The organism is Streptomyces sp. NPDC029674, assembly GCF_044903205.1.
GTDB lineage: Bacteria > Actinomycetota > Actinomycetes > Streptomycetales > Streptomycetaceae > Streptomyces.
This window is the reverse complement of the sequence record NZ_JBJDPY010000006.1, coordinates 151001-173375: the sequence shown is the minus strand read 5'-3', so window position 1 is coordinate 173375 and position 22375 is coordinate 151001. Positions and strand designations below refer to the sequence as shown.

The 22375-nt window shown below is 72.1% G+C and carries 18 protein-coding genes; 14 read left to right on the top strand and 4 right to left on the bottom strand.

The features are described from left to right. The first annotated feature begins 79 nt into the window (after positions 1-79). The 5 genes from ACI2L3_RS16400 (at position 80) to sucD (ending at position 7534) form a co-directional block, all read left to right on the top strand. Positions 80-1213, top strand: coding sequence for an AAA family ATPase (locus ACI2L3_RS16400; RefSeq protein WP_404753054.1), 1134 nt, complete (start codon positions 80-82; stop codon positions 1211-1213). Then, a complete protein-coding gene (locus ACI2L3_RS16395) occupies positions 1210-3822 on the top strand; it encodes a DUF5682 family protein (protein ID WP_404753053.1) in 2613 nt (870 codons plus the stop codon). The genes ACI2L3_RS16400 and ACI2L3_RS16395 overlap by 4 nt, the downstream gene beginning before the upstream one ends. Further along, positions 3819-5138, top strand: coding sequence for a VWA domain-containing protein (locus ACI2L3_RS16390; RefSeq protein WP_404753052.1), 1320 nt, complete (start codon positions 3819-3821; stop codon positions 5136-5138). Before ACI2L3_RS16395 ends, ACI2L3_RS16390 begins: the two co-directional genes overlap by 4 nt. Before the next feature lie 311 nt (positions 5139-5449). Beyond that, positions 5450-6628: an ADP-forming succinate--CoA ligase subunit beta gene (gene sucC, locus ACI2L3_RS16385; RefSeq protein ID WP_404753051.1), complete on the top strand. Its 1179-nt coding sequence runs from the start codon at positions 5450-5452 to the stop codon at positions 6626-6628. A gap of 21 nt (positions 6629-6649) precedes the next feature. Further along, complete coding sequence (gene sucD, locus ACI2L3_RS16380; protein ID WP_404753050.1) at positions 6650-7534, top strand: succinate--CoA ligase subunit alpha; 885 nt, start codon at positions 6650-6652, stop codon at positions 7532-7534. 191 nt (positions 7535-7725) lie between these two features. On the opposite strand, the gene ACI2L3_RS16375 is transcribed toward sucD, so the two are convergent. After that, positions 7726-8907, bottom strand: coding sequence for a helix-turn-helix domain-containing protein (locus ACI2L3_RS16375; protein ID WP_404753049.1), 1182 nt, complete (start codon positions 8905-8907; stop codon positions 7726-7728). 160 nt (positions 8908-9067) lie between these two features. On the opposite strand from ACI2L3_RS16375, the gene ACI2L3_RS16370 reads away from it, so the two are divergent. Beyond that, positions 9068-10894 (top strand): DUF6350 family protein, encoded by a 1827-nt coding sequence (locus tag ACI2L3_RS16370; RefSeq protein WP_404753048.1) that lies wholly within the window; start codon positions 9068-9070, stop codon positions 10892-10894. A 14-nt stretch (positions 10895-10908) separates the two neighbouring features. Here ACI2L3_RS16370 and ACI2L3_RS16365 read toward each other — a convergent pair whose 3' ends face one another. Beyond that, the gene (locus ACI2L3_RS16365) at positions 10909-11721 is read right to left on the bottom strand and encodes a hypothetical protein (RefSeq protein ID WP_404753047.1); all 813 of its coding nucleotides are present in this window, start codon (positions 11719-11721) and stop codon (positions 10909-10911) included. 294 nt (positions 11722-12015) lie between these two features. Between ACI2L3_RS16365 and purN the strand changes: the two genes are divergently transcribed. Next, the gene (gene purN, locus ACI2L3_RS16360) at positions 12016-12654 is read left to right on the top strand and encodes a phosphoribosylglycinamide formyltransferase (protein ID WP_404753046.1); all 639 of its coding nucleotides are present in this window, start codon (positions 12016-12018) and stop codon (positions 12652-12654) included. Positions 12655-12716: 62 nt separating this feature from the next. Beyond that, positions 12717-14252, top strand: a complete 1536-nt coding sequence (gene purH / locus ACI2L3_RS16355) for a bifunctional phosphoribosylaminoimidazolecarboxamide formyltransferase/IMP cyclohydrolase (RefSeq protein WP_404753309.1) — start codon at positions 12717-12719, stop codon at positions 14250-14252. 108 nt (positions 14253-14360) lie between these two features. Here the strand turns inward: purH and ACI2L3_RS16350 are convergent, their stop codons facing one another. Next, the gene (locus tag ACI2L3_RS16350) at positions 14361-14987 is read right to left on the bottom strand and encodes a hypothetical protein (protein WP_404753045.1); all 627 of its coding nucleotides are present in this window, start codon (positions 14985-14987) and stop codon (positions 14361-14363) included. A gap of 255 nt (positions 14988-15242) precedes the next feature. Between ACI2L3_RS16350 and ACI2L3_RS16345 the strand changes: the two genes are divergently transcribed. The 4 genes from ACI2L3_RS16345 to ACI2L3_RS16330 all read left to right on the top strand — a co-directional run bounded on the left by ACI2L3_RS16345 (position 15243) and on the right by ACI2L3_RS16330 (position 18814). Beyond that, positions 15243-16097, top strand: a complete 855-nt coding sequence (locus ACI2L3_RS16345; RefSeq protein WP_404753044.1) for a bifunctional methylenetetrahydrofolate dehydrogenase/methenyltetrahydrofolate cyclohydrolase — start codon at positions 15243-15245, stop codon at positions 16095-16097. 19 nt (positions 16098-16116) lie between these two features. Further along, positions 16117-16635 (top strand): DUF3017 domain-containing protein, encoded by a 519-nt coding sequence (locus tag ACI2L3_RS16340; RefSeq protein ID WP_404753043.1) that lies wholly within the window; start codon positions 16117-16119, stop codon positions 16633-16635. Positions 16636-16903: 268 nt separating this feature from the next. Beyond that, entirely contained in the window at positions 16904-18091 is a 1188-nt protein-coding gene (locus tag ACI2L3_RS16335; protein ID WP_404753042.1) for a sensor histidine kinase, read from the top strand. 21 nt (positions 18092-18112) lie between these two features. Next, entirely contained in the window at positions 18113-18814 is a 702-nt protein-coding gene (locus tag ACI2L3_RS16330) for a response regulator (protein WP_404753041.1), read from the top strand. Between the two features lie 35 nt (positions 18815-18849). On the opposite strand, the gene ACI2L3_RS16325 is transcribed toward ACI2L3_RS16330, so the two are convergent. After that, positions 18850-19179 (bottom strand): hypothetical protein, encoded by a 330-nt coding sequence (locus ACI2L3_RS16325; RefSeq protein WP_404753040.1) that lies wholly within the window; start codon positions 19177-19179, stop codon positions 18850-18852. Positions 19180-19761: 582 nt separating this feature from the next. On the opposite strand from ACI2L3_RS16325, the gene ACI2L3_RS16320 reads away from it, so the two are divergent. Next, the gene (locus ACI2L3_RS16320) at positions 19762-20943 is read left to right on the top strand and encodes a DUF2690 domain-containing protein (protein WP_404753039.1); all 1182 of its coding nucleotides are present in this window, start codon (positions 19762-19764) and stop codon (positions 20941-20943) included. 385 nt (positions 20944-21328) lie between these two features. Next, positions 21329-22318 carry a malate dehydrogenase gene (locus tag ACI2L3_RS16315; protein ID WP_404753038.1) on the top strand — a complete coding sequence of 330 codons (990 nt, stop codon included), beginning with the start codon at positions 21329-21331 and terminating at the stop codon, positions 22316-22318. Positions 22319-22375 lie beyond the last annotated feature (57 nt).

The following is a 22375-nucleotide window of genomic DNA, read 5'->3' as shown; positions in this document are numbered from 1 at the left end:
GCGATTGTCAGTGGCGTGGTGCACCGTGGAGACATATCCGGGCCAGATGCGTCCGGACGAGCTGGAGGGGGATCGCTCCATGACCGTTTCCGTCGACCCGACGACGTCCGCGACGTCCGCGACCGCGAATCCGTCGGGCGTCCTGCGGCCGCACGCCGAGCACGCCTTCGCCGCCGAACTGGCCGCGCTCGCCGCGCAGGACGACCGGCCGAGGCCGCAGCGGTGGAAGCTCTCGCCGTGGGCGGTCGCCACGTATCTGCTCGGCGGCACCCTGCCCGACGGCACGGTGATCACACCGAAGTACGTGGGGCCGCGACGCATCGTCGAGGTCGCCGTCACGACCCTCGCCACCGACCGTGCCCTGCTTCTGCTCGGCGTCCCCGGCACCGCGAAGACCTGGGTGTCCGAGCATCTCGCGGCCGCGGTCAGCGGCGACTCGACACTGCTCGTCCAGGGCACGGCGGGCACCCCCGAGGAAGCCATCCGGTACGGCTGGAACTACGCCCAGCTGCTCGCGCACGGCCCCAGCCGCGACGCGCTCGTGCCCAGCCCCGTCATGCGGGCGATGGCGGAGGGCATGACGGCACGCGTCGAGGAGCTGACCCGCATCCCGGCCGACGTGCAGGACACGCTGATCACGATCCTGTCGGAAAAGACGCTGCCCATCCCGGAGCTGGGGCAGGAGCAGCAGGCCGTGCGCGGCTTCAACCTCATCGCCACGGCCAACGACCGCGACCGCGGGGTCAACGACCTGTCGAGCGCCCTGCGCCGCCGCTTCAACACCGTCGTCCTGCCGCTCCCCGAGAGCGCCGACGCCGAGGTCGACATCGTCTCGCGCCGCGTCGACCAGATCGGCCGCTCCCTCGACCTGCCCACGGGCCCGGAAGGCATCGACGAGATACGCCGTGTCGTCACCGTCTTCCGTGAACTGCGCGACGGTGTGACGGCTGACGGGCGTACGAAACTGAAGTCGCCCAGCGGCACGCTGTCCACGGCCGAGGCGATCTCCGTCGTCACCAACGGCCTCGCGCTCGCCGCCCACTTCGGGGACGGCGTCCTGCGCCCCGGTGATGTCGCGGCCGGCATCCTCGGCGCCGTCGTGCGCGATCCGGCGGCGGACCGAGTGATCTGGCAGGAGTATCTGGAGGCGGTCGTGCGGGAGCGTGACGGCTGGAAGGACTTCTACCGCGCGTGCCGCGAGGTGAGCGCATGACGGGCGTGCGGGAACCGCTGCTGCTGGGGGTGCGGCACCACGGGCCTGGCTCCGCGCGCGCGGTGCGGGCGGCGCTCGACGAGGGGCGGCCCGATGTCGTACTGGTGGAGGGCCCGCCCGAGGCCGACGCCTTGGTGCCGATCGCCGCCGAGGAGGGGATGCGGCCGCCGGTGGCGCTGCTCGCGCACGTGGTGGACGAGCCGGGCCGCTCGGTGTTCTGGCCGCTCGCGGAGTTCTCCCCGGAGTGGGTCGCCATTCAGTGGGCCTTGCGGCACGGGGCGACGGTCCGCTTCATCGACCTGCCCGCGGCGCACTCGCTCGCCCTGCGCGCCGGGGACGACGGTGAGGGGGAGGACGGAAAGGGAGAGGACGGAAAGGAGGGCGACGGGAGTGAGGGTGCGGTCGAGGGGGACGTGCGGATCGACCCCATCGGCGTCCTCGCCGAGACCGCGGGGTACGACGACCCGGAGCGCTGGTGGGAGGACGTCGTCGAGCACCGGGGGGCGGGCGGTGACGCGTTCGCGCCGTTCGAGGCGCTGAGCGACGCGATGGGGGCGCTGCGCGAGGCGTACGGGGACGGCGGGCACGACCGTGACCTGGTGCGCGAGGCGTACATGCGGCTCCAAGTGCGTGCCGCGCAGAAGGAGTTCGGGTCGGGCCGGGTCGCCGTGGTGTGCGGGGCGTGGCACGTCCCCGCGCTGCTGCGGAAGGTCACCGTGGCCGCCGACCGGGCGCTGCTCAAGGGGCTGCCCAAGGTGAAGGCGGAGATGACGTGGGTTCCCTGGACCCACCGTCGGCTCTCCCGCGCCAGCGGTTACGGCGCGGGGATCACCTCCCCCGGCTGGTACGGGCATCTGTTCAGCGCGCCCGACCGGCCCGTCGAGCGGTGGATGACGAAGGTCGCGGGGCTGTTGCGCGACGAGGACATGCTCGTCTCGTCCGCGCACGTCATCGAGGCGGTGCGGCTCGCCGACACGCTGGCCGCGATGCGGGGGCGGCCGCTGGCCGGGCTCACCGAGACGACCGACGCCGTGCGGGCGGTGCTGTGCGAGGGCTCCGACGTCCCGCTCGCGCTCGTGCACGACAAGCTCGTCGTGGGCGACGTGCTGGGTGAAGTGCCCGATTCGGCGCCCGCGGTGCCGCTGCAGCGGGACCTCACGCGGCTGCAGCGCAGGCTGCGGCTCAAACCGGAGGCGCTGGAGCGGGAGCTGGAGCTGGACCTTCGCAAGGAGACGGACGCCGCGCGCAGCAGACTGCTCCACCGGCTGCGGCTGCTCGGCGTCCGCTGGGGGGAGCCGGTGGCGTCCCGGGGGAGCACGGGGACGTTCCGGGAGACGTGGCGGCTGCGGTGGGAGCCGGAGCTCTCCGTGCGGCTCGCGGAGGCGGGGGTGTGGGGGACGACGGTCCTCGCCGCGGCCACGGGCAAGGCCTCGTCCGACGCGGTCGAGGCGCGGGCCCTCGCCGATGTCACCGCGCTCGCCGAGCAGTGCCTGCTGGCCGAGCTGCCGGACGCCCTGCCCGTGGTGATGCGGGTGCTGGCGGACCGGGCGGCGCTGGACGCGGATGTCGGCCACCTCGCGCAGGCGTTGCCCGCGCTGGTGCGGTCCCTCCGGTACGGGGATGTCCGGGGGACCGGCACCGAGGCGCTGACCGGCGTGGCCCTCGGGCTCGCCGAGCGCGTCTTCGTCGGGTTGCCGCCCGCGTGCGCGGGGCTGGACGCGGACGCGGCTCTGGAGATGCGGGGGCACGTCGATGCCGTTCACCAGGCGGTGGGGCTGCTCGGTGACGTCCGCGTGGGCCCGGCCGACGGGTCGGCGCCGTCCCGGTCGTCAACACCCGGCGTGGAGGGCACCGCCGGCCCGCCCGCGGCGGATGCGGCGGGACGGGGCGTGCGGCAGCGCTGGCACTCCGTGCTCCGGGTGCTGGGGCGGCGGGACACCGTCGCCGGGGTCGTACGGGGGCGGAGTGTGCGGCTGCTCCTGGACGGCGGGGAGTTGGGGGACGAGGAGGTCGCCCGGCTCATGGGGCTCGCGCTCTCCCGGGGGAGCGGTCCTGCCGAGGCGGCGGCCTGGATCGAGGGGTTCGTCGGGGGCGGGTCCGGCGGCGGCATGCTGCTGGTGCACGACGAACGGCTGCTCGCCCTGGTCGACGACTGGTTGTGCGGGGTATCGGACACCGCCTTCACCGACGTACTGCCGCTGCTGCGGCGCACCTTCTCGGCGTACGAACCGGGGGTCCGGCGGACGTTGGGCGAGCTGGTGCGGCGCGGGCCGGTGGGTGCCGGGGCGGGGGCCGTGGGGAGCGGGGGCGGGGCAGGGCCCGGGGGCGGGGGAGGCCTGCCCGGATTCGCCGAAGAGATCGATGCCGAGCGCGCGGACGCCGTGGTGCCGGTTGTGGAGCTGTTGCTGGGGGTGCGGATGGGGGCGCAAGGGGGAGTGGAGATGCATGAGGTGTACGGGGAGGTAGAGGTACAAGGGGAAGTGGAGGCGCAGGGGGACATGAGGGTGCAGGGGGACGCAGGGGCGCAGGGGGACGTAGGGGTACGGGCGGAAATGGGGGCCGCGGTGGGGATCGACGGTGACGGTGAGCGTGCGGGGGTGGCGGGATGACTCGGGGGATTGGGGCTGCTGGGGCGGCTGGGGGAATCAGGGCAGCTGGCGCGGCCAGGGCAGCCGGGACCCACAAGGCCACCGGGGCCGACAGGACGGCCGGGGTCGACAGGACGGCCGGGGTCGACAGGACGGCCGGGGTCGACAGGACGGCCGGGGTTGACACGGCCGGCGATGAGCGGTTGCGGCGGTGGCGGCTTGTGTTGGGTGGGGGTGAGGGTGACGGGACGGGGTGTGGGCTCGGGGGGCGGGATGCGGCGATGGATGGTGCGTTGTCGGCGTTGTATGGGGGTGGGAGTGAGAAGGACGGCCGGGGGAGGGAGCGGTCGGCGGGGCTCGGGGCGTCGGCGCCGTCCGTGGCGCGCTGGCTCGGGGACATCCGGACGTACTTCCCCTCGTCGGTCGTCCAGGTGATGCAGCGTGACGCCATCGACCGGCTCGGGCTCTCCACGCTCCTCCTCGAACCGGAGATGCTGGAGGCGGTCGAGGCCGACGTGCACCTGGTGGGCACCCTGCTCTCCCTCAACAAGGCCATGCCGGAGACGACCAAGGAGACCGCGCGTGCCGTCGTCCGCAAGGTCGTCCAGGACCTGGAGAAGCGGCTCGCGACGCGCACCCGCTCCACGCTCACCGGCGCCCTCGACCGCAGCGCCCGCGTCAGCAGGCCGCGCCACCACGACATCGACTGGAACCGCACGATCGCGGTCAACCTCAAGAACTACCTGCCGGAGTACCGGACGATCGTCCCCGAGCGGCTCATCGGGTACGGGAGGGCGTCCCGGTCCGTGAAGAAGGAGGTCGTCCTCTGCATCGACCAGTCGGGGTCGATGGCCGCGTCCGTCGTCTACGCCTCCGTGTTCGGAGCCGTGCTCGGATCCATGCGGTCGCTGAACACGCGGCTCGTCGTCTTCGACACGAACGTCGTCGACCTGACCGATCAGCTCGACGACCCGGTGGACGTCCTGTTCGGTACGCAGCTGGGGGGCGGGACCGACATCAACCGGGCGCTCGCGTACTGCCAGTCGCAGATCACCCGGCCCGCCGACACGGTCGTCGTCCTCATCAGCGACCTCTACGAAGGCGGCATACGCAACGAGATGCTGAAGCGGGTCGCGGCGATGAAGGCGTCCGGAGTGCAGTTCGTGACGCTGCTCGCGCTCTCCGACGAAGGGGCGCCCGCGTACGACCGCGAGCACGCGGCGGCGCTCGCCGCGCTGGACGCACCGGCCTTCGCCTGCACCCCGGACCTTTTCCCGGAGGTGATGGCCGCGGCGATCGAGAAGCGCCCTCTTCCCATACCGGACATGGTGAGCTGATCGCGGGAGCAACCAGAGCAAACAAGGGGTGTCCGAGGCCGCAGAGGTGGCCAGGGCGGCACGGCGGCCGGGGGTTTTGCCGCGGTGACCACGCGATCTGTGACCGTCATCACCGCCCAAATGTGATCTGTGATTTAGGGACCCACGTCCTGCGGCGATAACCTGCGAGACGGACATGCCGCGTACTGGACTCCGTCCTACGCCTCCCTTGTGACAGCGCAGTCACGTTGCCCTCCGCGGCACGCCCATGCAGACAGCTGACACCAATGCAGCGAGATCGCAGCGAGATCACGGATAAGGGACGGACGCGCGTGGACCTGTTCGAGTACCAGGCGAGGGACCTCTTCGCCAAGCACGGTGTACCGGTGCTGGCCGGTGAAGTCATCGACACGCCTGAGGCGGCGCGCGAGGCCACCGAGCGACTGGGCGGCAAGTCGGTCGTCAAGGCGCAGGTGAAGGTCGGTGGCCGCGGCAAGGCCGGCGGCGTGAAGCTGGCGGCGAACCCGGACGAGGCCGTCGCTCGCGCGACGGACATCCTCGGCATGGACATCAAGGGCCACACGGTCCACAAGGTGATGATCGCCGAGCTGTCTCCGGAGATCGAGGCCGAGTACTACGTCTCGTACCTCCTCGACCGCACCAACCGCACCTTCCTGGCCATGGCCTCGGTGCAGGGCGGCATGGACATCGAGGAGGTCGCGGAGAACACCCCCGAGGCCCTCGCGAAGGTTCCGGTCAACGCCGTCGAGGGCGTGGACATCGAGAAGGCCCGCGAGATCGTGGCCCAGGCGAAGTTCCCGGCCGACGTGGCCGAGGGTGTCGCCGAGGCGATGGTGACCCTGTGGAAGACCTTCGTCGCCGAGGACGCGCTCCTCGTCGAGGTCAACCCGCTGGTGAAGACCAAGGACGGCCGCATCCTGGCCCTGGACGGCAAGGTCTCGCTCGACGAGAACGCCGACTTCCGCCAGGCCGACCACGAGGCGCTCGAGGACAAGGACGCAGCCAACCCGCTCGAGGCTGCCGCCAAGGCCAAGGGCCTCAACTACGTCAAGCTCGACGGCGAGGTCGGCATCATCGGCAACGGCGCCGGCCTGGTCATGTCGACCCTGGACGTCGTCGCGTACGCCGGTGAGAAGCACGGCGGCGTGAAGCCTGCCAACTTCCTCGACATCGGTGGCGGCGCCTCCGCCGAGGTCATGGCGAACGGCCTGGAGATCATCCTCGGCGACTCGGACGTCAAGTCCGTCTTCGTCAACGTGTTCGGTGGCATCACCGCGTGCGACGAGGTCGCCAACGGCATCGTGCAGGCCCTGGAGCTGCTCGCCTCCAAGGGCGAGAAGGTCGAGAAGCCGCTGGTCGTGCGCCTCGACGGCAACAACGCGGAGCTGGGTCGCAAGATCCTGAGCGACGCCAACCACCCGCTCGTGCAGCGTGTGGACACCATGGACGGCGCGGCCGACAAGGCCGCCGAGCTCGCGGCCGCGAAGTAAGGGACGAGGGAAAGAACAGCCATGGCTATCTTCCTCAACAAGGACAGCAAGGTCATCGTCCAGGGCATGACCGGTGCCACGGGCATGAAGCACACCAAGCTCATGCTGGGTGACGGCACGAACATCGTCGGCGGCGTGAACCCGCGCAAGGCCGGCACGTCCGTCGACTTCGACGGCACCGAGGTCCCGGTCTTCGGCTCCGTCAAGGAGGCCATGGAGAAGACGGGCGCCAACGTCTCCGTCCTCTTCGTGCCGCCGGCCTTCTCCAAGGCCGCCGTCGTCGAGGCGATCGACGCCGAGATCCCCCTCGCCGTCGTCATCACCGAGGGCATCGCCGTCCACGACTCCGCCGCCTTCTGGGCGTACGCGAAGTCGAAGGGCAACAAGACCCGCATCATCGGCCCGAACTGCCCCGGTCTCATCACCCCGGGCCAGTCGAACGCCGGCATCATCCCGGGCGACATCACGAAGCCGGGCCGCATCGGCCTGGTCTCGAAGTCCGGCACGCTGACGTACCAGATGATGTACGAGCTCCGTGACATCGGCTTCTCCTCGGCCGTCGGCATCGGTGGCGACCCGGTCATCGGCACGACGCACATCGACGCCCTTGAGGCGTTCGAGGCCGACCCCGACACCGACCTGATCGTCATGATCGGTGAGATCGGCGGCGACGCGGAGGAGCGCGCGGCGGAGTTCATCAAGGCGAACGTGACGAAGCCGGTCGTCGGTTACGTCGCGGGCTTCACGGCGCCCGAGGGCAAGACGATGGGCCACGCGGGCGCCATCGTCTCCGGCTCCTCCGGCACGGCTGCCGCGAAGAAGGAGGCCCTCGAGGCCGCCGGCGTCAAGGTCGGCAAGACGCCGACCGAGACGGCTAAGCTGGCGCGCGAGATCTTGGCGGGCTGACTCCGTCGGTTGAGCAGTGATTGAAAGTGGGCCCGCACCTGGTTGGTGCGGGCCCACTTTCTCTTTTCGGCTGCGAGTCCGGTGGGGGCTTGTCGCGCAGTTCCCCGCGCCCCTGAAAAGCGCGGCCGGTGGGGCTTGTTGCGCAGTTCCCCGCGCCCCTGAAGATCCTGAAGAGCACCCTCCCCGCTCGCTCAGCCGCTTTCGGGGGTCAGGCGGTGGTGGGTGTTTGTCAGTTCTGCGCGGAGTTTTTCGCGGAGGGTGGTGTCCTCGTAGGAGAGGGGGCCCGGGCCCATGCGTGGGGGGACGCCGTTGATGGCGGTGCCGGGGGCCTGTGGGGGTTCGTACTCGGTGGGCGCGTTCTTCAGGGTCAGTGCCGTCGCGCCGACGATCATCGCGGTGAACGCGATGGCCGCGCGCGTCCAGAAGCGGGCGCGGTACTCGCTGCCGGTCCGGACCCGTTCCGCCTTGGGCAGCCGCAGCATCTCGGCGCCGCCGACCTCCCTGAGGCGCCGGTGCAGCACTTCGGGGTCCGCCAGTTCGGGCATCTGTTCGGCGATCGTCTCGCGCGCGTGCAGCAGGCGGTTCGCGGTGGCGGGCGTGCTCGCCTCCGTTTCGGCGGCGGTCTCCGGCAGGTCGAGGCCGAGGCCGTCGTAGAGCATCAGGGTGCGGCGCTGCGCGGGCGGCAGGCTCAGGAGTACGTCGAGGAAGGCGCGGTCGGCCGCCGACGAGGGCAGCATGTCCGGGTGCCGGTGGCCGGGCCGGAAGCGGTGCCAGGGAGCCATCGCGTACTCGTACGCCGCCGCGCGCACCCACCCCGCGGGGTCGCGGTCGACCGCCACCTCGGGCCAGCGCTGCCACGCCAGTTGGAAGGCCCGCTCCACCGACTCCTGGGCGAGGCCCCGCCGCCCGGTGAGCAGGTACGTCTGGCGTACGAGGCCGGGGGCGCAGTAGGCGCAGAGGGCGTCGAAGGCCTGGGTGGGGCTGGCGTCCCGCGGTTGCGGGGGCGCGGCGGTCGTCATCACCCGAACCGGTTGCGGGGATGGTGATGAGGGGTGAGGGCCCGGCCGGGCGGGGCTGTTGGCCGTGGGGGCGGTGGCCGTCGCCGGTGCCGGGGTTCGCGCCGCGGTCCGCGCCGGTGTCCGGGTCTTCGCCGCCCGCTTGGTGTTCGGCGGCGTCGTCCCCGCGTTCAGAAGCCTCGCGTACGCCTCACGTTTGCGGCCCCGTGGCGCGGTGCGGCCCGCCTCCCAGGAACGGACCGTTTCGCGGCTGACGCCGATCTTCGCCGCGATGTCGGCCTGGCTCAGCGACTTCGCCTCGCGCAGCCTGCGGCGTTCCTCGGGGGACGGCAGAGGCGTGGCAGGGCTCTGGGGCATGTCGGACTCTCCGGACTCTCCGCACAGTGGGCCGACGTGCGGCGGGAGGCCGGGCGCAGCCGACCCGCCGTACGAAAAAGTACATAAACGTATATTGGGCGACACATCCGATATTCGCCTGTTACGGGAAGAAAGCGCGTGTCGTTGGCAGCATGGCCGCGTGACCCAGACGACCGATCCCCACGCCTCGTCGCCGCCTGCCGAGCCGCCATACGCGCGGGTCCGCGTCCGCCTCCATTCGCCCGGTCTGGCCGCCTGCGTCCTGAGCGGGGCCGTCGCCGCGGGACTGGGGCTCGCCGCGTTCGCCGTGCTGGTGATGGTGCTGTGGACCACCTCCCCGTACCCGGACAGCGGACCCGACGGCGCCCTGCATGTCGCGGCGGGGCTCTGGCTGCTGGCCCACGGCACCGACCTGGTCAGGGCGGACACGCTCTCGGGGACGCCCGCGCCGATCGGTGTGACGCCGCTGCTCATCGTCGTCCTGCCGGTCTGGCTGCTGCACCGGTCGGCGCGCGACGTGTCGTCCCCCGACGAGGGCGGGCACCCCGCGCAGACGGCGTGGTGCGGCGTGGTGTGCGGCTATCTGCTGATCGGCGTGGCCGCGGCGCTGTACGCGGCGGGCGGTGCGCTGCGACCCGACTGGATCAGCGCGGCCGCGCACGTGCCGGTGCTCGCGGTGGGCGCGGCCGGGCTCGGGGTGTGGACGGCGCGCGGCCGCCCGCTCGGGCCACTGCCTGAGTTCCTGCGCCGCCCGCTGTCCGGGCTGTCCGACGAGACGCGCGCCACGCTCCGCGCCGCTCTCGTACGGGGGTTCCTCGTACGCGGCCGCGCGGTGGCCGTCACCCGGGCCGGGGTGGCGGGAGCCCTGGCGCTCGTCGGCGGCGGCGCGCTGCTCGTCGCGGTGTCGCTCGCGCTGCGCCCCGGACTGGTGCAGACGTCGTTCACGCAGGTCACGGACGTGTGGTCGGGGCGGCTCGCGGTGCTCCTGCTGGCCCTCGTCCTCGTGCCGAACGCCTCGGTGTGGGGCGCGGCCTACGGCCTCGGGCCCGGCTTCACTCTCGGCGCGGGGACCGTCATCAGCCCTCTCGCCGCGGGCGCGGCGCCGCTGCTGCCCCCCTTCCCGCTGCTCGCGGCGGTGCCGTCGGCGGGGCCCGGAACACCCCTGACCTGGTTGGCCGCGGTGGTGCCCGTGGCGGCCGGCTTCGCCGTCGCGTGGTGCACGGTCCAGGCGGCGGCGCCCGCCTTCGGAGAACGTGACGATGCGTGGCCGCCGGGGCGGACGGCCGTGGGTGCCGCGATGGCGGCGGTGCTGTGCGGGGCGGTGATGGCGGTGCTCGCGGCGCTCGCGGGCGGCCCGATGGGCGTGGCGGTGCTCGCCGAGTTCGGACCGGTGTGGTGGCAGGTGGGGGCGGCGGCGCTCGGCTGGACGATGGGGGTCGGCGTGCCGGCGGCGCTGATCCTGCGGGCGTGGCGGCTGCGGGTGCCGACCGTGAAGGTCCGGCGGGAGCGGGAGCGGGAGCGGGAGCGGGAGTACGAGGGGAAGCTGAAACGGGGGCGGACGCGGGAGCAGGAGCAGAAGCAGGGCAGGGAGCGGGTGCCGTGGCTGCCGCGGCCGGCGGTCCCTTCGCTGCGGCTCCCGTGGGCCCGCCGAACGGCTACGGACGACGAGCCTCCGGGCGCCGCGCCCATGGTCGCCATGCCCCCGATCCCGCCCTTGCCCCCGACCCCGGCCGCACCTCAAGAGCCCCGAGAGCCCCGACAACTCCAAGAGCCCCTACAGACCTCAGATCTCTCAGAACCAGCCGAGCCCCCGAACCCCGCCGGAACCCCCGAACCAGGACCGGCAACGCCGCAATCGCTCCCCCTCAAGCCCCACCCCTCCCGGCCCGACGACGACGCCGCCGCCCGCGAAGCCCGCTGGCAAGCGCTGAAGGAGGAGGGGGAACGCCTCTGGGACTGGGAACGGCGCCCCCCGAAGGGGTCCTAGTCGTAGTCCTAGTCCTAGTCGTCCTGCTCCCCCAGAAGCGGCCGCAGCTGCTTCGGCAGCAGGTCCTCGCAGGACTGCTTCGACGTGTTGGTGAGCGCGTCGTCCACGCACGTGTAGTAGTCGCGGTACACCAGCTGCGCGGTGAACGTGGCCGCCACCATGATCAGCGCGAGCCCGCCCGTCACCAGGCCGCTGATCGCGGCCGTCGTCTGCGGCCTCGTGGACGTCGCCGGGTCGGTCTTGGTCCGGCCGCCCGGGGCGGTCTCGCCGGTCGCGGCGGGCGAGGCGGGCGCCGGAGCCGTCGGGTCCGGCGTCCTCGGCTTCGCGCGCAGCGACTGGACCGCCCACATCACCGAGAGCGCGCCGAGCAGCAGCGCGACGTACCGCCAGCCGAACAGGGCGAAGAAGAAGCCCCACATGCCGGAGAGCAGGGCGTACCGCGCGCGGCGCTGGGCCGGGTCCGTCGGGTCCCAGCGCATGCCGCCGCCACCGCCGGAGCCCGAGGGGCCGTCCTTGCCGGGGCCGTCCTGCTGGCCCTGGCCCTGTCCGGGGCGCTCGCCGAAGCCGCCCGGGGAGCGGCCGGGCTGCCGGTCGCTCCACTGGCTGCCCCAGGGGGAGCCGTGGCCGCCGCCCGAGTTCTGGTCGTCCGGCCCGGAGTCACCGGAGGGGCGGCGCGGCTGCCAGGGCCGGTCCGGGGTCCCCTCCGGCGGTGGCGCGAAGGGGTTGTCGTCGTCCTTGCCCGTTCCCTGGGCACCCTGGCCCCGGGACTCGGGTCCCTGGGAGTCCGGGTCCTGCGGCGGAGACGAAGGGCGGCTACGGTCCGGCATCAGGTGTGCGTCTTCCCCTTGGTAGGGCCGTGGAGGAGCCGCTGTGCGGCTCGGCAACTCGGCGTTCTTCGGTATTCAGGCGCCTTCTTGTCAGACGCTACCTTCCGCCCGCGCCCCCGTCCCGTGAGGGGCGGTTCCGGGTGCCGGTATCGTTGCTCGCGGTCGGCCGCTTCGTAGGGTTCCCCGTATCGAGGGGCCCGAAGCCTTCGTACGACCGTACAAAGACGCAAAGACGCGCCTTACGAGACGCAAAGACGCGCCTTCCGAGACGCATCCTCCGAGAAAGGCCCCGCTGTGGCCAAGAGCGCTGTGGTCGCGCGCCCGAAGCGCCTCGTCGTGCTGGTGTCCGGGTCGGGCACGAACCTTCAGGCCCTGATCGACACCATCACCGCCGAGGGGGCCGAGCACTACGGCGCCGAGATCGTCGCCGTCGGCGCCGACCGCGACGGCATCGCGGGCCTGGAGCGCGCCGGGCGCGCCGGGATCCCGACCTTTGTCTGCCGGGTGAAGGAGTACGCGACCCGCGACGAGTGGGACGCGGCGCTCGCCGCGGCGACGGCCGCGCACGAGCCGGACCTGGTGGTCTCCGCCGGGTTCATGAAGATCGTGGGGAAGGAGTTCCTCGCGCGCTTCGGCGGGCGGTTCGTGAACACGCACCCCGCGCTGCTGCCCAGTTTTCCGGGGGCCCACGGCGCGCGCGACGCGCTCGCGTACGGCGTGAAGGTCACCGGCTGCACCGTCCACTTCGTCGACGACGGCGTCGACACCGGCCCGATCATCGCCCAGGGCGTGGTCGAGGTCCGGGACGAGGACGACGAGAGCGCTCTGCACGAGCGCATCAAGGAAGTCGAGCGCACGCTGCTCGTCGATGTCGTGGGGCGTCTGGCCCGGCACGGCTACCGCATTGAGGGACGAAAGGTTCTTATCCCGTGACCGCCGAAGCTACGAACGCTGCGAACGCGAACGCGACCGCCGCGACCGCCGCGCAGCGCCCCATCAAGCGCGCGCTCGTCAGCGTCTACGACAAGACCGGCCTCGAGGAGCTCGCGCGCGGGCTGCACGAGGCGGGCGTCGAGCTCGTCTCCACCGGCTCCACCGCCGGGCGGATCGCCGCCGCCGGGGTGCCCGTCACCAAGGTCGAGGAGCTCACCGGCTTCCCCGAGTGCCTGGACGGCCGGGTCAAGACCCTGCACCCGAAGGTGCACGCGGGCATCCTCGCCGACCTGCGTCTGGAGGACCACCGCAACCAGCTCGCCGAGCTGGGCGTCGAGCCCTTCCAGCTCGTCGTCGTGAACCTGTACCCCTTCAAGGAGACCGTCGCCTCGGGCGCGACGCCCGACGAATGCGTCGAGCAGATCGACATCGGCGGCCCCTCGATGGTCCGCGCCGCCGCCAAGAACCACCCGTCGGTCGCGGTCGTCACCGACCCGAAGCGGTACGCCGACGTGCTCGCGGCGGTCAAGGCGGGCGGTTTCGACCTGGCCGCGCGCAAGCGGCTCGCGGGAGAAGCGTTCCAGCACACGGCCGCGTACGACGTGGCGGTGGCCGGCTGGTTCGCGGATGACTACGCCGCGACCGACGACTCCGGCCACCCCGGTTTCCTCGGCGCCACCTACGAGCGCAAGAACGTGCTCCGCTACGGCGAGAACCCGCACCAGGGCGCGGCCCTCTACGTCGACGGCACGGGCGGCCTCGCCGAGGCCGAGCAGCTGCACGGCAAGGAGATGTCGTACAACAACTACACGGACACGGACGCCGCGCGCCGTGCCGCGTACGACCACGACGAGCCCTGCGTCGCGATCATCAAGCACGCCAACCCGTGCGGCATCGCGATCGGCGTGAACGTCGCCGAGGCGCACCGCAAGGCGCACGCCTGCGACCCGCTCTCCGCGTTCGGCGGCGTGATCGCCGTCAACCGCCCGGTCTCCAAGGAGATGGCCGAGCAGGTCGCCGACATCTTCACCGAGGTCATCGTCGCGCCGGAGTACGAGGACGGCGCTTTCGAAGTCCTCACCAAGAAGAAGAACATCCGCGTGCTGCGCGCCCACCGGGCGCCGGCGAACCCGGTCGAGGTCAAGCAGATCGACGGCGGCGCGCTGCTCCAGGTCACCGACCGCCTCCAGGCCGACGGCGACAACCCCGCCAACTGGACGCTCGCCACGGGTGACGCGCTCAACGAGGGCGAGCTCGCCGAGCTGGCGTTCGCCTGGAAGGCGTGCCGCGCGGTCAAGTCCAACGCGATCCTGCTCGCCAAGGACGGTGCCTCCGTCGGCGTCGGCATGGGCCAGGTCAACCGGGTCGACTCCGCGAAGCTAGCGGTCGAGCGCGCGGGCGAGGAGCGGGCCCGTGGCTCGTACGCCGCCTCCGACGCGTTCTTCCCCTTCCCCGACGGCCTGGAGATCCTGACCGCCGCGGGCGTCAAGGCCGTGGTGCAGCCGGGCGGTTCGGTCCGCGACGAGCTGGTCGTGGAGGCCGCGAAGAAGGCGGGCGTGACGATGTACTTCACGGGGACGCGGCACTTCTTCCACTGAGCCGTACGCACAGGTGAGCCGTACGCACAAGGGCCGCACCCTCCTTGCCAGGAGTGGTGCGGCCCTTACGTGTGCTTACGTGTGCTTACGCGCGCGCGGAGAACTCGCTCAGTACCGCGGGCGGTTGAACCACGCGGTGCCGCTGGGGACGACGGGCGCGATGGTGATGATGATGGCGAAGACGACCCAGATCAGCGGGCCGATGACCGCGCTGGCGAGGCCGGAGTCGAGGCCGACGAAGAGGGCGATCAGACCGACGACGCCGCCGAGCGCGCCGTAGACGACGGTGGTGATCCTGACGCCCTGGCCGCCGCGCCCGAACTTCACGCCGAGCGTGATCGAGAGCGTCGCGAAAGCGGCCGCCACCAGGGCGGCGATCACCGCGATGCCCGCCACGGCGTCCCCGCCGTCGCTCACCCCGCCGAGGCCGAAGTCGTCGGCGTTGTCGGAGACGTCGTTGGCGACGGCGGCGACGTACAGGTAGAGGATCGCGAAGAGGATCTGCACCGCCGAGATCAGGAACAGGAAGACGCGCGCGGTGACCAGGAGACCCGGCATCGTCTGCGGCATCATGTTGCCGCCGGGGTAGCCGGGGTAGGCCGGCTGCTGCGGGTAGCCGTAGGGCTGCTGCGGCGGGACGCCGGGCGGGCCCTGCTGGGGGTAGCCGTACCCGGGCGCGGCCGGGGGCTGTTGGGGCGGCTGCCCGTATGGGTTGTTCGGGTCGCCGTAACTCATGGCGGTCTTCCTCCGTCGGGTGGTGCGGGGACGACGCGGCACATCACGGAGGAAGGTGTTACAGATGCGGTCCGTCCCCCCGACACTGCCCGCGGCACTGTGCCGCATATCGTTCTTTAGGCTCGGCTTATTTGTCCAGCCGCATTCGGTATGTGTTGTGCAAGTGCAACCTCGCTGATCAGCGGGTGAACCCCCGGCAGGCCAGGGGGAGGACCTGATTGGTACCGGGCGGGTCTCATCCGGGAAGATGGAGCCATGACCGCCCAGATTCTCGATGGCAAGGCCACCGCAGCCGCGATCAAGTCCGAACTGACCGCCCGCGTGGCGGCCCTGAAGGAGAAGGGCGTCACGCCCGGACTCGGTACCGTCCTGGTCGGCGACGACCCGGGCAGCCAGAAGTACGTCGCGGGCAAGCACCGCGACTGCGCGCAGGTCGGCATCGCCTCCATCCAGCGCGAACTGCCCGCCACCGCCTCCCAGGAGGAGATCGAGGCGGTCGTCCGCGAGCTCAACGAGGACCCCGCCTGCACCGGCTACATCGTCCAGCTCCCCCTCCCCAAGGGCATCGACGAGAACCGCATCCTGGAGCTGATGGACCCGTCCAAGGACGCCGACGGACTGCACCCGACGAACCTCGGCCGCCTCGTCCTGAACGAGCCGGCGCCGCTGCCCTGCACGCCGTACGGAATCATCCGGCTGCTCCGGCAGCACGACGTGGAGATCAAGGGCGCCGAGGTCGTCGTCGTCGGCCGCGGCGTGACCATCGGCCGGCCCATGCCGCTCCTTCTCACCCGCAAGTCCGAGAACGCCACGGTCACCCAGTGCCACACCGGCACCCGCGACCTCGCCGCGCACCTGAAGCGCGCCGACATCATCGTGGCCGCGGCGGGCGTGCCGCACCTGATCAAGCCCGAGGACGTGAAGCCGGGCGCCGCCGTCCTGGACGTGGGCGTCTCCCGCGACGAGAACGGCAAGATCGTCGGCGACGTGCACCCGGGCGTCGCCGAGGTCGCCGGATGGATCTCCCCGAACCCGGGCGGCGTCGGCCCGATGACCCGCGCCCAGCTCCTGGTCAACGTCGTCGAGGCCGCGGAACGCGCAGCGCGCTGAACGGGAAAGAGGCGAGGACATGAGCGAGGCCAGCAGGCCGGAGGCCGGCCCGGGCAGCGGCCCGGCCGCCTCCGAGGCCGACGGGGGCGCCAGCGCGGACGTGCCGCAGGCCAAGGGCGCGGTCAGCGCGCCGGGCCCGGACGGACGGCCGCGGAAGGTGTCGCGCCGCTTCCCGCTGTTCACCCGGGACACCGCGCGGCCCGAGGGCGGCGGCCGGGCCGCGGCCGGTGACGCGCCCGCGCCGGCCCGGCAGTGGCCGCTGCTCAGCGTCGTCTCCCTGGTCGGGCTCGGACTGCTGCTCACCGCGCTCGACGTGTTCCGCGTCGGCACACTGCTGATCGGCGTCGCCCTCATCGGCGGCGCCGCGCTGCGCTGGGCGCTGCCCGACGTGGGGATGCTGGCGGTGCGCTCCCGGTTCACCGACATGGTCACGTACGGGGCGCTCGGCCTCGCCATCGTGCTGCTCGCGATGATGGCGCAGCCCCACCCGTGGCTGGAGATCCCGTTCCTGGACGACACGCTGCACTACACGATCTAGCCGTACGGCACGCATGTACGCGTGACGGTGGCCCGTCCTCCCCCGAGGGGACGGGCCACCGCCATGTGGACCGGGCCTTCCCCCGTACGTTCCCCCCGACGGCCGCGATCCCTGGTTCAACAAGCTACGGGCGGGACGCCTGCCGCGTCGTCCCGTGCTGGGTTGAACCCGCCCTCCTCCAGACGCGGTACACCGCCGGTTCCTACAACTTCCGCGGTACCGCGGCTGGTTGACGTTCCGGCGCCCATACGCGCGTTACGCTGCGACGATGCGGATTCGCCCCCTCGCCGTGGACGCACTCATCGCGGTCGCCCTGACCACGGTGGCCGTGCTGCTCGGGCAGGAGTCCGTGAAGCAGGGCTGGATCCCGCTCGACCCCCTGGGATACGCGCTGGTGGCGCTGGTCTGCGTGCCGGTCGCGGCCCGGAGCAGGGCGCCGCTCACCGTACTTCTCGTCGTACACCTGGCGTGGTTCGTGTACGTCACCGCGGGCTACTGGCCCGTGGTCGGCACCTTCGGCCCCATGCTCACCGTCTACACCGTCGCCTCCCTGCGTCCCCCGCGCACCTCCCTCGCCTGCGCCGCGCTGATGGCCGCCCTCTGGATCTACGCCGGCGCGATCACCGAGGACGCCTCGATGGCGTCCGTCATCGGCCAGGCCGTCGGCTTCTCCCTCGTCCTCTGGCGCTTCGGGTACGTCGCGCGCCGGACGGCCGAGCTGGCACGTCAGTTGAAGCGGGAGCAGGACGAACGGGCCCGGCGCGAGGTCGCCGAGGAGCGGGGCCGGATCGCGCGCGAACTGCACGACGTGGTCGCCCACCACATGTCGGTGATATCCGTGCAGGCCGGCCTCGCGACGTTCGTCTTCGGCTCCGACCCCGGCACCGCGCGCGCCGCGCTCGGCACCATCTCCGGGACGAGCGGCGAGGCGCTCGAAGAGCTGCGCCGCATGCTGCGGGTGCTCCGGGACGAGGACGGCGAACAGACCGGTGACGTCCCCGCCGCGCCCATGCCGGGCCTCGCCCGCCTGGACGAGATGGTCGAACGGGTCCGCGCCGGGGGAGCCCCCGTCGAACTGCGCGTCACGGGAACCCCGCGGCCGGTGGCGCCCGGCGTCGAACTCTGCGCGTACCGCGTGGTGCAGGAGGCGCTCACCAACGTACTGAAGCACGCCCACGGAGCTGCGGCGACCGTCGAACTCGCCTACGAGCGCAAGCACATCGAGGTATCGGTCATCAATGGCCCGGCGAGTGCGGGAGAGGGGGTGAACGAGGGGGCGAATCAGGCCAGAGTGCGGACGGGGAGCGGGCACGGCTTGATTGGGATGCGGGAGCGGGCCAAGCTCTACGGCGGGGCGATCAGTATCGGCCCGCTGAGCGAGGGGGGATTCGCCGTGCGGCTCACCCTGCCGACCTCGGCGCGCGCCGCGGCGCGGGGGGACGACGCAACGGAATGAGCCGGGTGACCGGGTGACCGGATGACTGCATGCATCAGAGTGCTCGTCGTCGACGACCAATTCCTCATCCGTGCGGGGTTGGTGGGTCTGCTGCGCGCCGCGCCGGGCATCGAGGTCGTCGGCGAGGCGGGCGACGGCGACGAGGCGGTGGAGCTCGCCGCCCGTACCTCTCCCGACGTCGTCCTCATGGACATCCGGATGCCGGGCATGAACGGCATCACGGCCACCGCGAAGATCCTGGAGCAGGCCAGCGAACCGGCGCCGCGCATCCTGGTCCTGACGACGTTCGACCTCGACGAGTACGTGTACGGGGCGTTGCGCGCGGGCGCCTCCGGGTTCCTGCTCAAGGACTCGGGGCCGGAGCGGCTGCTCGCCGCGGTGGCGGCGGTCGGCGGTGGCGACGCGCTCTTCGCGCCCAGCGTGACGCGCCGTCTCGTCGAGGCGTTCGCCCGGCAGGGGGCCGGTGGCGAGGGGGCGGGGCCGGAAGGGGCGCAGGGCCGGCCGCCGCCCGATCTCGCGGCGCTGACCCTGCGCGAGGTCGAGGTTCTCAAGCTGATCGCCCGCGGCCTGACCAACGCGGACATCGCGGAGCGGCTCTACATCAGCGAGGCCACCGTGAAGACCCACCTCAACCGCACGATGAGCAAGCTGGACCTGGACAGCAGGGCGCAGGCGGTGGTGGTCGCGTACGAGACGGGTCTTGTCACGCCGGGGGCGGGATGAGCCGGGGCCGGCTCAGTCGCTGAGTCCGGGCGGGCTCAGCAGGTGACCACCTTGCCGTAGGAGCCGCGGCCCCAGTTCCACTCCCACTGCTCGTTGGGCTGGTACGTCAGGCACGGCGAGTCGTTGCCCCAGTCGATGACGACCTTCAGGTGCATGGCCCGGCCGCAGCGGTTGGTGACCTTCACGTACTTCCGGTGCTTGATGACGTCCCGCTTGACGCAGGAGGGGGCGGTGCCGCGGAACGAGGCCTCGGCGGTGGCGGGGGCGGCCGGAGCGGCCGTGGCCGCGGGGATCGTCGCCAGGGCCGTGCCGAGCAGGGCGGACGCGGTGATGGCGGTGCCGGCGAGCCGCTTGCCGTACTTCATGTGCGGGTCCCTTCGGGGGGTCGTGCTGGGTGGCGTTGCCGCTCCGACTCTGCCGAGGTCCGCGGGCCCGGGGCCGCAAGACATGGCCGAAGTCGCCCTTTCGGGGACACCGCACGTGACACCGCACGCGACACCGCACGCTCCGGAAAAGGGAGACGGCGCCCGTCCCCACCCCCGTGGGAGGACGGGCGCCGTCGGTCGGGAGAGTGTGGTTCCTTCTGGAACCTCCCGATATAAGCGGCGCGTTCCGCTCGTGATCCAGAGTTATGGACCCGCCGACCGCGGACAAGGGATGACCGGCCCCTGTGGCACGGAGGTGACCATTCCGCAACGGTGTTCGAGGTGTGCAACGGGGCCGGTCGCGCGGTGGGACACTGGGCCCTGGACCGCAGGGAGTGCGGGGAGTACGGGAAGTGCGGGGAGCGTGACAGCGCCCGCCGGTGGCCCGAAAGCTCTCGTACGCCCCCGCTCCGGGAACTGAGATCCTGGCTCCGGGCATCCCTCTGGGTAGTGCGGGACGGGGTGCCCCGGGGGGTTGGTGCGGGGGCAGAACAGGAACGTACGGGGGGAACAGGGGGAGCAATGCCTCGTTGGAAGGCGCTACCGGACGAGCTCGACCCGGAGGTCAGGGAGTTCGCCGGACAGCTGCGCAGGCTCGTCGACCGCAGCGGGCTGAGCATCGCGGCGGTGTCCGACAGGACCGGCTACAGCAAGACGTCGTGGGAGCGCTATCTGAACGGGCGGCTGCTCGCGCCCAAGGGCGCGATCGTCGCGCTGGCGGAGGTGACGGGCACGCAGCCCGTGCACCTCATCACCATGTGGGAGCTGGCGGAGCGGGCGTGGAGCCGGTCCGAGATGCGGCACGACATGACCATGCAGGCGATCCGCATCTCGCAGGCGCGGGCGGCGCTGGGCGAGACGGGGGCGCACCCGACCGGACCGGCGCACCCCACCGCCCCGGCGCACCCGAGCGGACCCGCGCAGACGGCTTCGCCCGCGCCGGCCTCGCCGCCCCCCACCCCCGCGAAGCCCGCGAAGTCCCGCCGGGGCGGGCCCGTCACGGGCGTGGCCGGGCCGGCCGGCGTGTCGCCGACGGTGCCGCCGCAGCAGGCCGCCGGTGCCGGGGTTCCCGGGCATTCCGCTTCGGCGGGTTCTTACGGGGCTGCTTCGTCCAGTTCGTACGGGGATGTCTCCGCGTCGGCCTTCGGTGAAGGCGGCGGGCCGGGCGCGCCGCCGCGCCGCGCGGACTCGCCCGACGGGCAGCGGCGGCGCAGGAAGCTGACGATGTTCCTCGCGGGCATAGTGGGCGCCCTCGTCGTCATAGCGGCCGCGGTCTTCCTGACCGGGTTCGGCGACGACGACAAGGGCGACGACAAGGCGAAGCCGTCCGCGACGCCGTCCGCCAGGGACACGGACCTGCCCGCCGGGGTCAAGTGCAGCGGCAAGGACTGCGCGGGCAAGGACCCCGAGACCATGGGCTGCGGCGGCGAGCTGGCGAAGACGACGTCGCGCGCGACGATCGGCAGGACGCTGGTCGAGGTGCGGTACAGCAAGACGTGCGGGGCCGCGTGGGCGCGGATCACGCAGGCCACGCCGGGGGACGAGCTCACGATCACGGGGTCCGGGGGCGGCGCGTCGGCGAAGCAGAACGGCACGGTGAACGAGGACTTCGACGCGTACACGCCGATGGTGGAGGCGAAGTCGGGGACCGCGGCGAAGGCGTGCGCGACCCTGACCTCCGGCCGGACCGGCTGCACGGACTAGCCCCGCACGGACCGCTCCCGCATCGGCCTCTCGAGAAAGTCGGGCCGGAGGGGGCATGACATGGATCGCGCAGGGCAGGCGAACCGTACCCCCACGGGAGTGGTCACACCCCCATGGCGGCCGCCACGCTCCCCCCTCACGTGGCGGCCGCCCCCCCGGGCGGCTCCGTACACGCCGAACGCCCCCGCTGTGGGCCGGGCCACACCGACCCGGCCGCGAGGGGCGCACGGGGCGCGATAGCCTGACGGCGGATCTCTCTTGATGCCAAGAGATCGATCATCGAGAGGCGATCGAGGCTCGAAGAGGCGTCGGCGGGGATCCAGGAATCAGGGGATCCAGTAGAGGGACACGGGACCCCACCGCCAGCTGTCTTACGGAGATCGCCATGACCCGCACTCCCGTGAATGTCACCGTCACCGGCGCGGCCGGCCAGATCGGCTACGCGCTGCTCTTCCGCATCGCCTCCGGCCACCTGCTCGGCGCGGACGTGCCGGTCAACCTGCGCCTTCTCGAGATCACGCCGGCGCTGAAGGCCGCCGAGGGCACCGCCATGGAGCTCGACGACTGTGCCTTCCCGCTGCTGAACTCCATCGAGATCAGCGACGACCCGAACGTCGCCTTCGACGGCGCCAACGTCGCCCTCCTCGTCGGCGCCCGCCCCCGCACCAAGGGCATGGAGCGCGGTGACCTCCTGGAGGCCAACGGCGGCATCTTCAAGCCGCAGGGCAAGGCCATCAACGACCACGCCGCGGACGACATCAAGGTCCTCGTCGTCGGCAACCCGGCCAACACCAACGCGCTCATCGCGCAGGCCGCCGCCCCGGACGTACCGGCCGAGCGCTTCACCGCGATGACCCGCCTGGACCACAACCGCGCGCTGTCGCAGCTCGCGAAGAAGACCGGCTCGTCCGTCGCCGACATCAAGCGGCTGACCATCTGGGGCAACCACTCGGCCACCCAGTACCCCGACATCTTCCACGCGGAGATCGCCGGCAAGAACGCCGCCGAGGTCGTGAACGACCAGGCCTGGCTCGCCGACGACTTCATTCCGACCGTCGCCAAGCGCGGCGCCGCGATCATCGAGGCCCGTGGCGCGTCCTCGGCCGCCTCCGCCGCCAACGCCGCCATCGACCACGTCCACACGTGGGTGAACGGCACCGCCGCGGGCGACTGGACCTCCATGGGTGTCCCGTCGGACGGTTCGTACGGCGTTCCCGAGGGCCTCATCTCCTCCTTCCCCGTCACCACCAAGGACGGCAAGTACGAGATCGTCCAGGGCCTGGACATCAACGAGTTCTCGCGTGCGCGCATCGACGCGTCGGTGCAGGAGCTCACCGAGGAGCGCGAGGCCGTCCGCGGTCTCGGCCTCATCTGAGTGCATTCAGTGCACTGAAGTCCGCGCGTACGCGCGCGACTGAAAGACCGCCCCCCG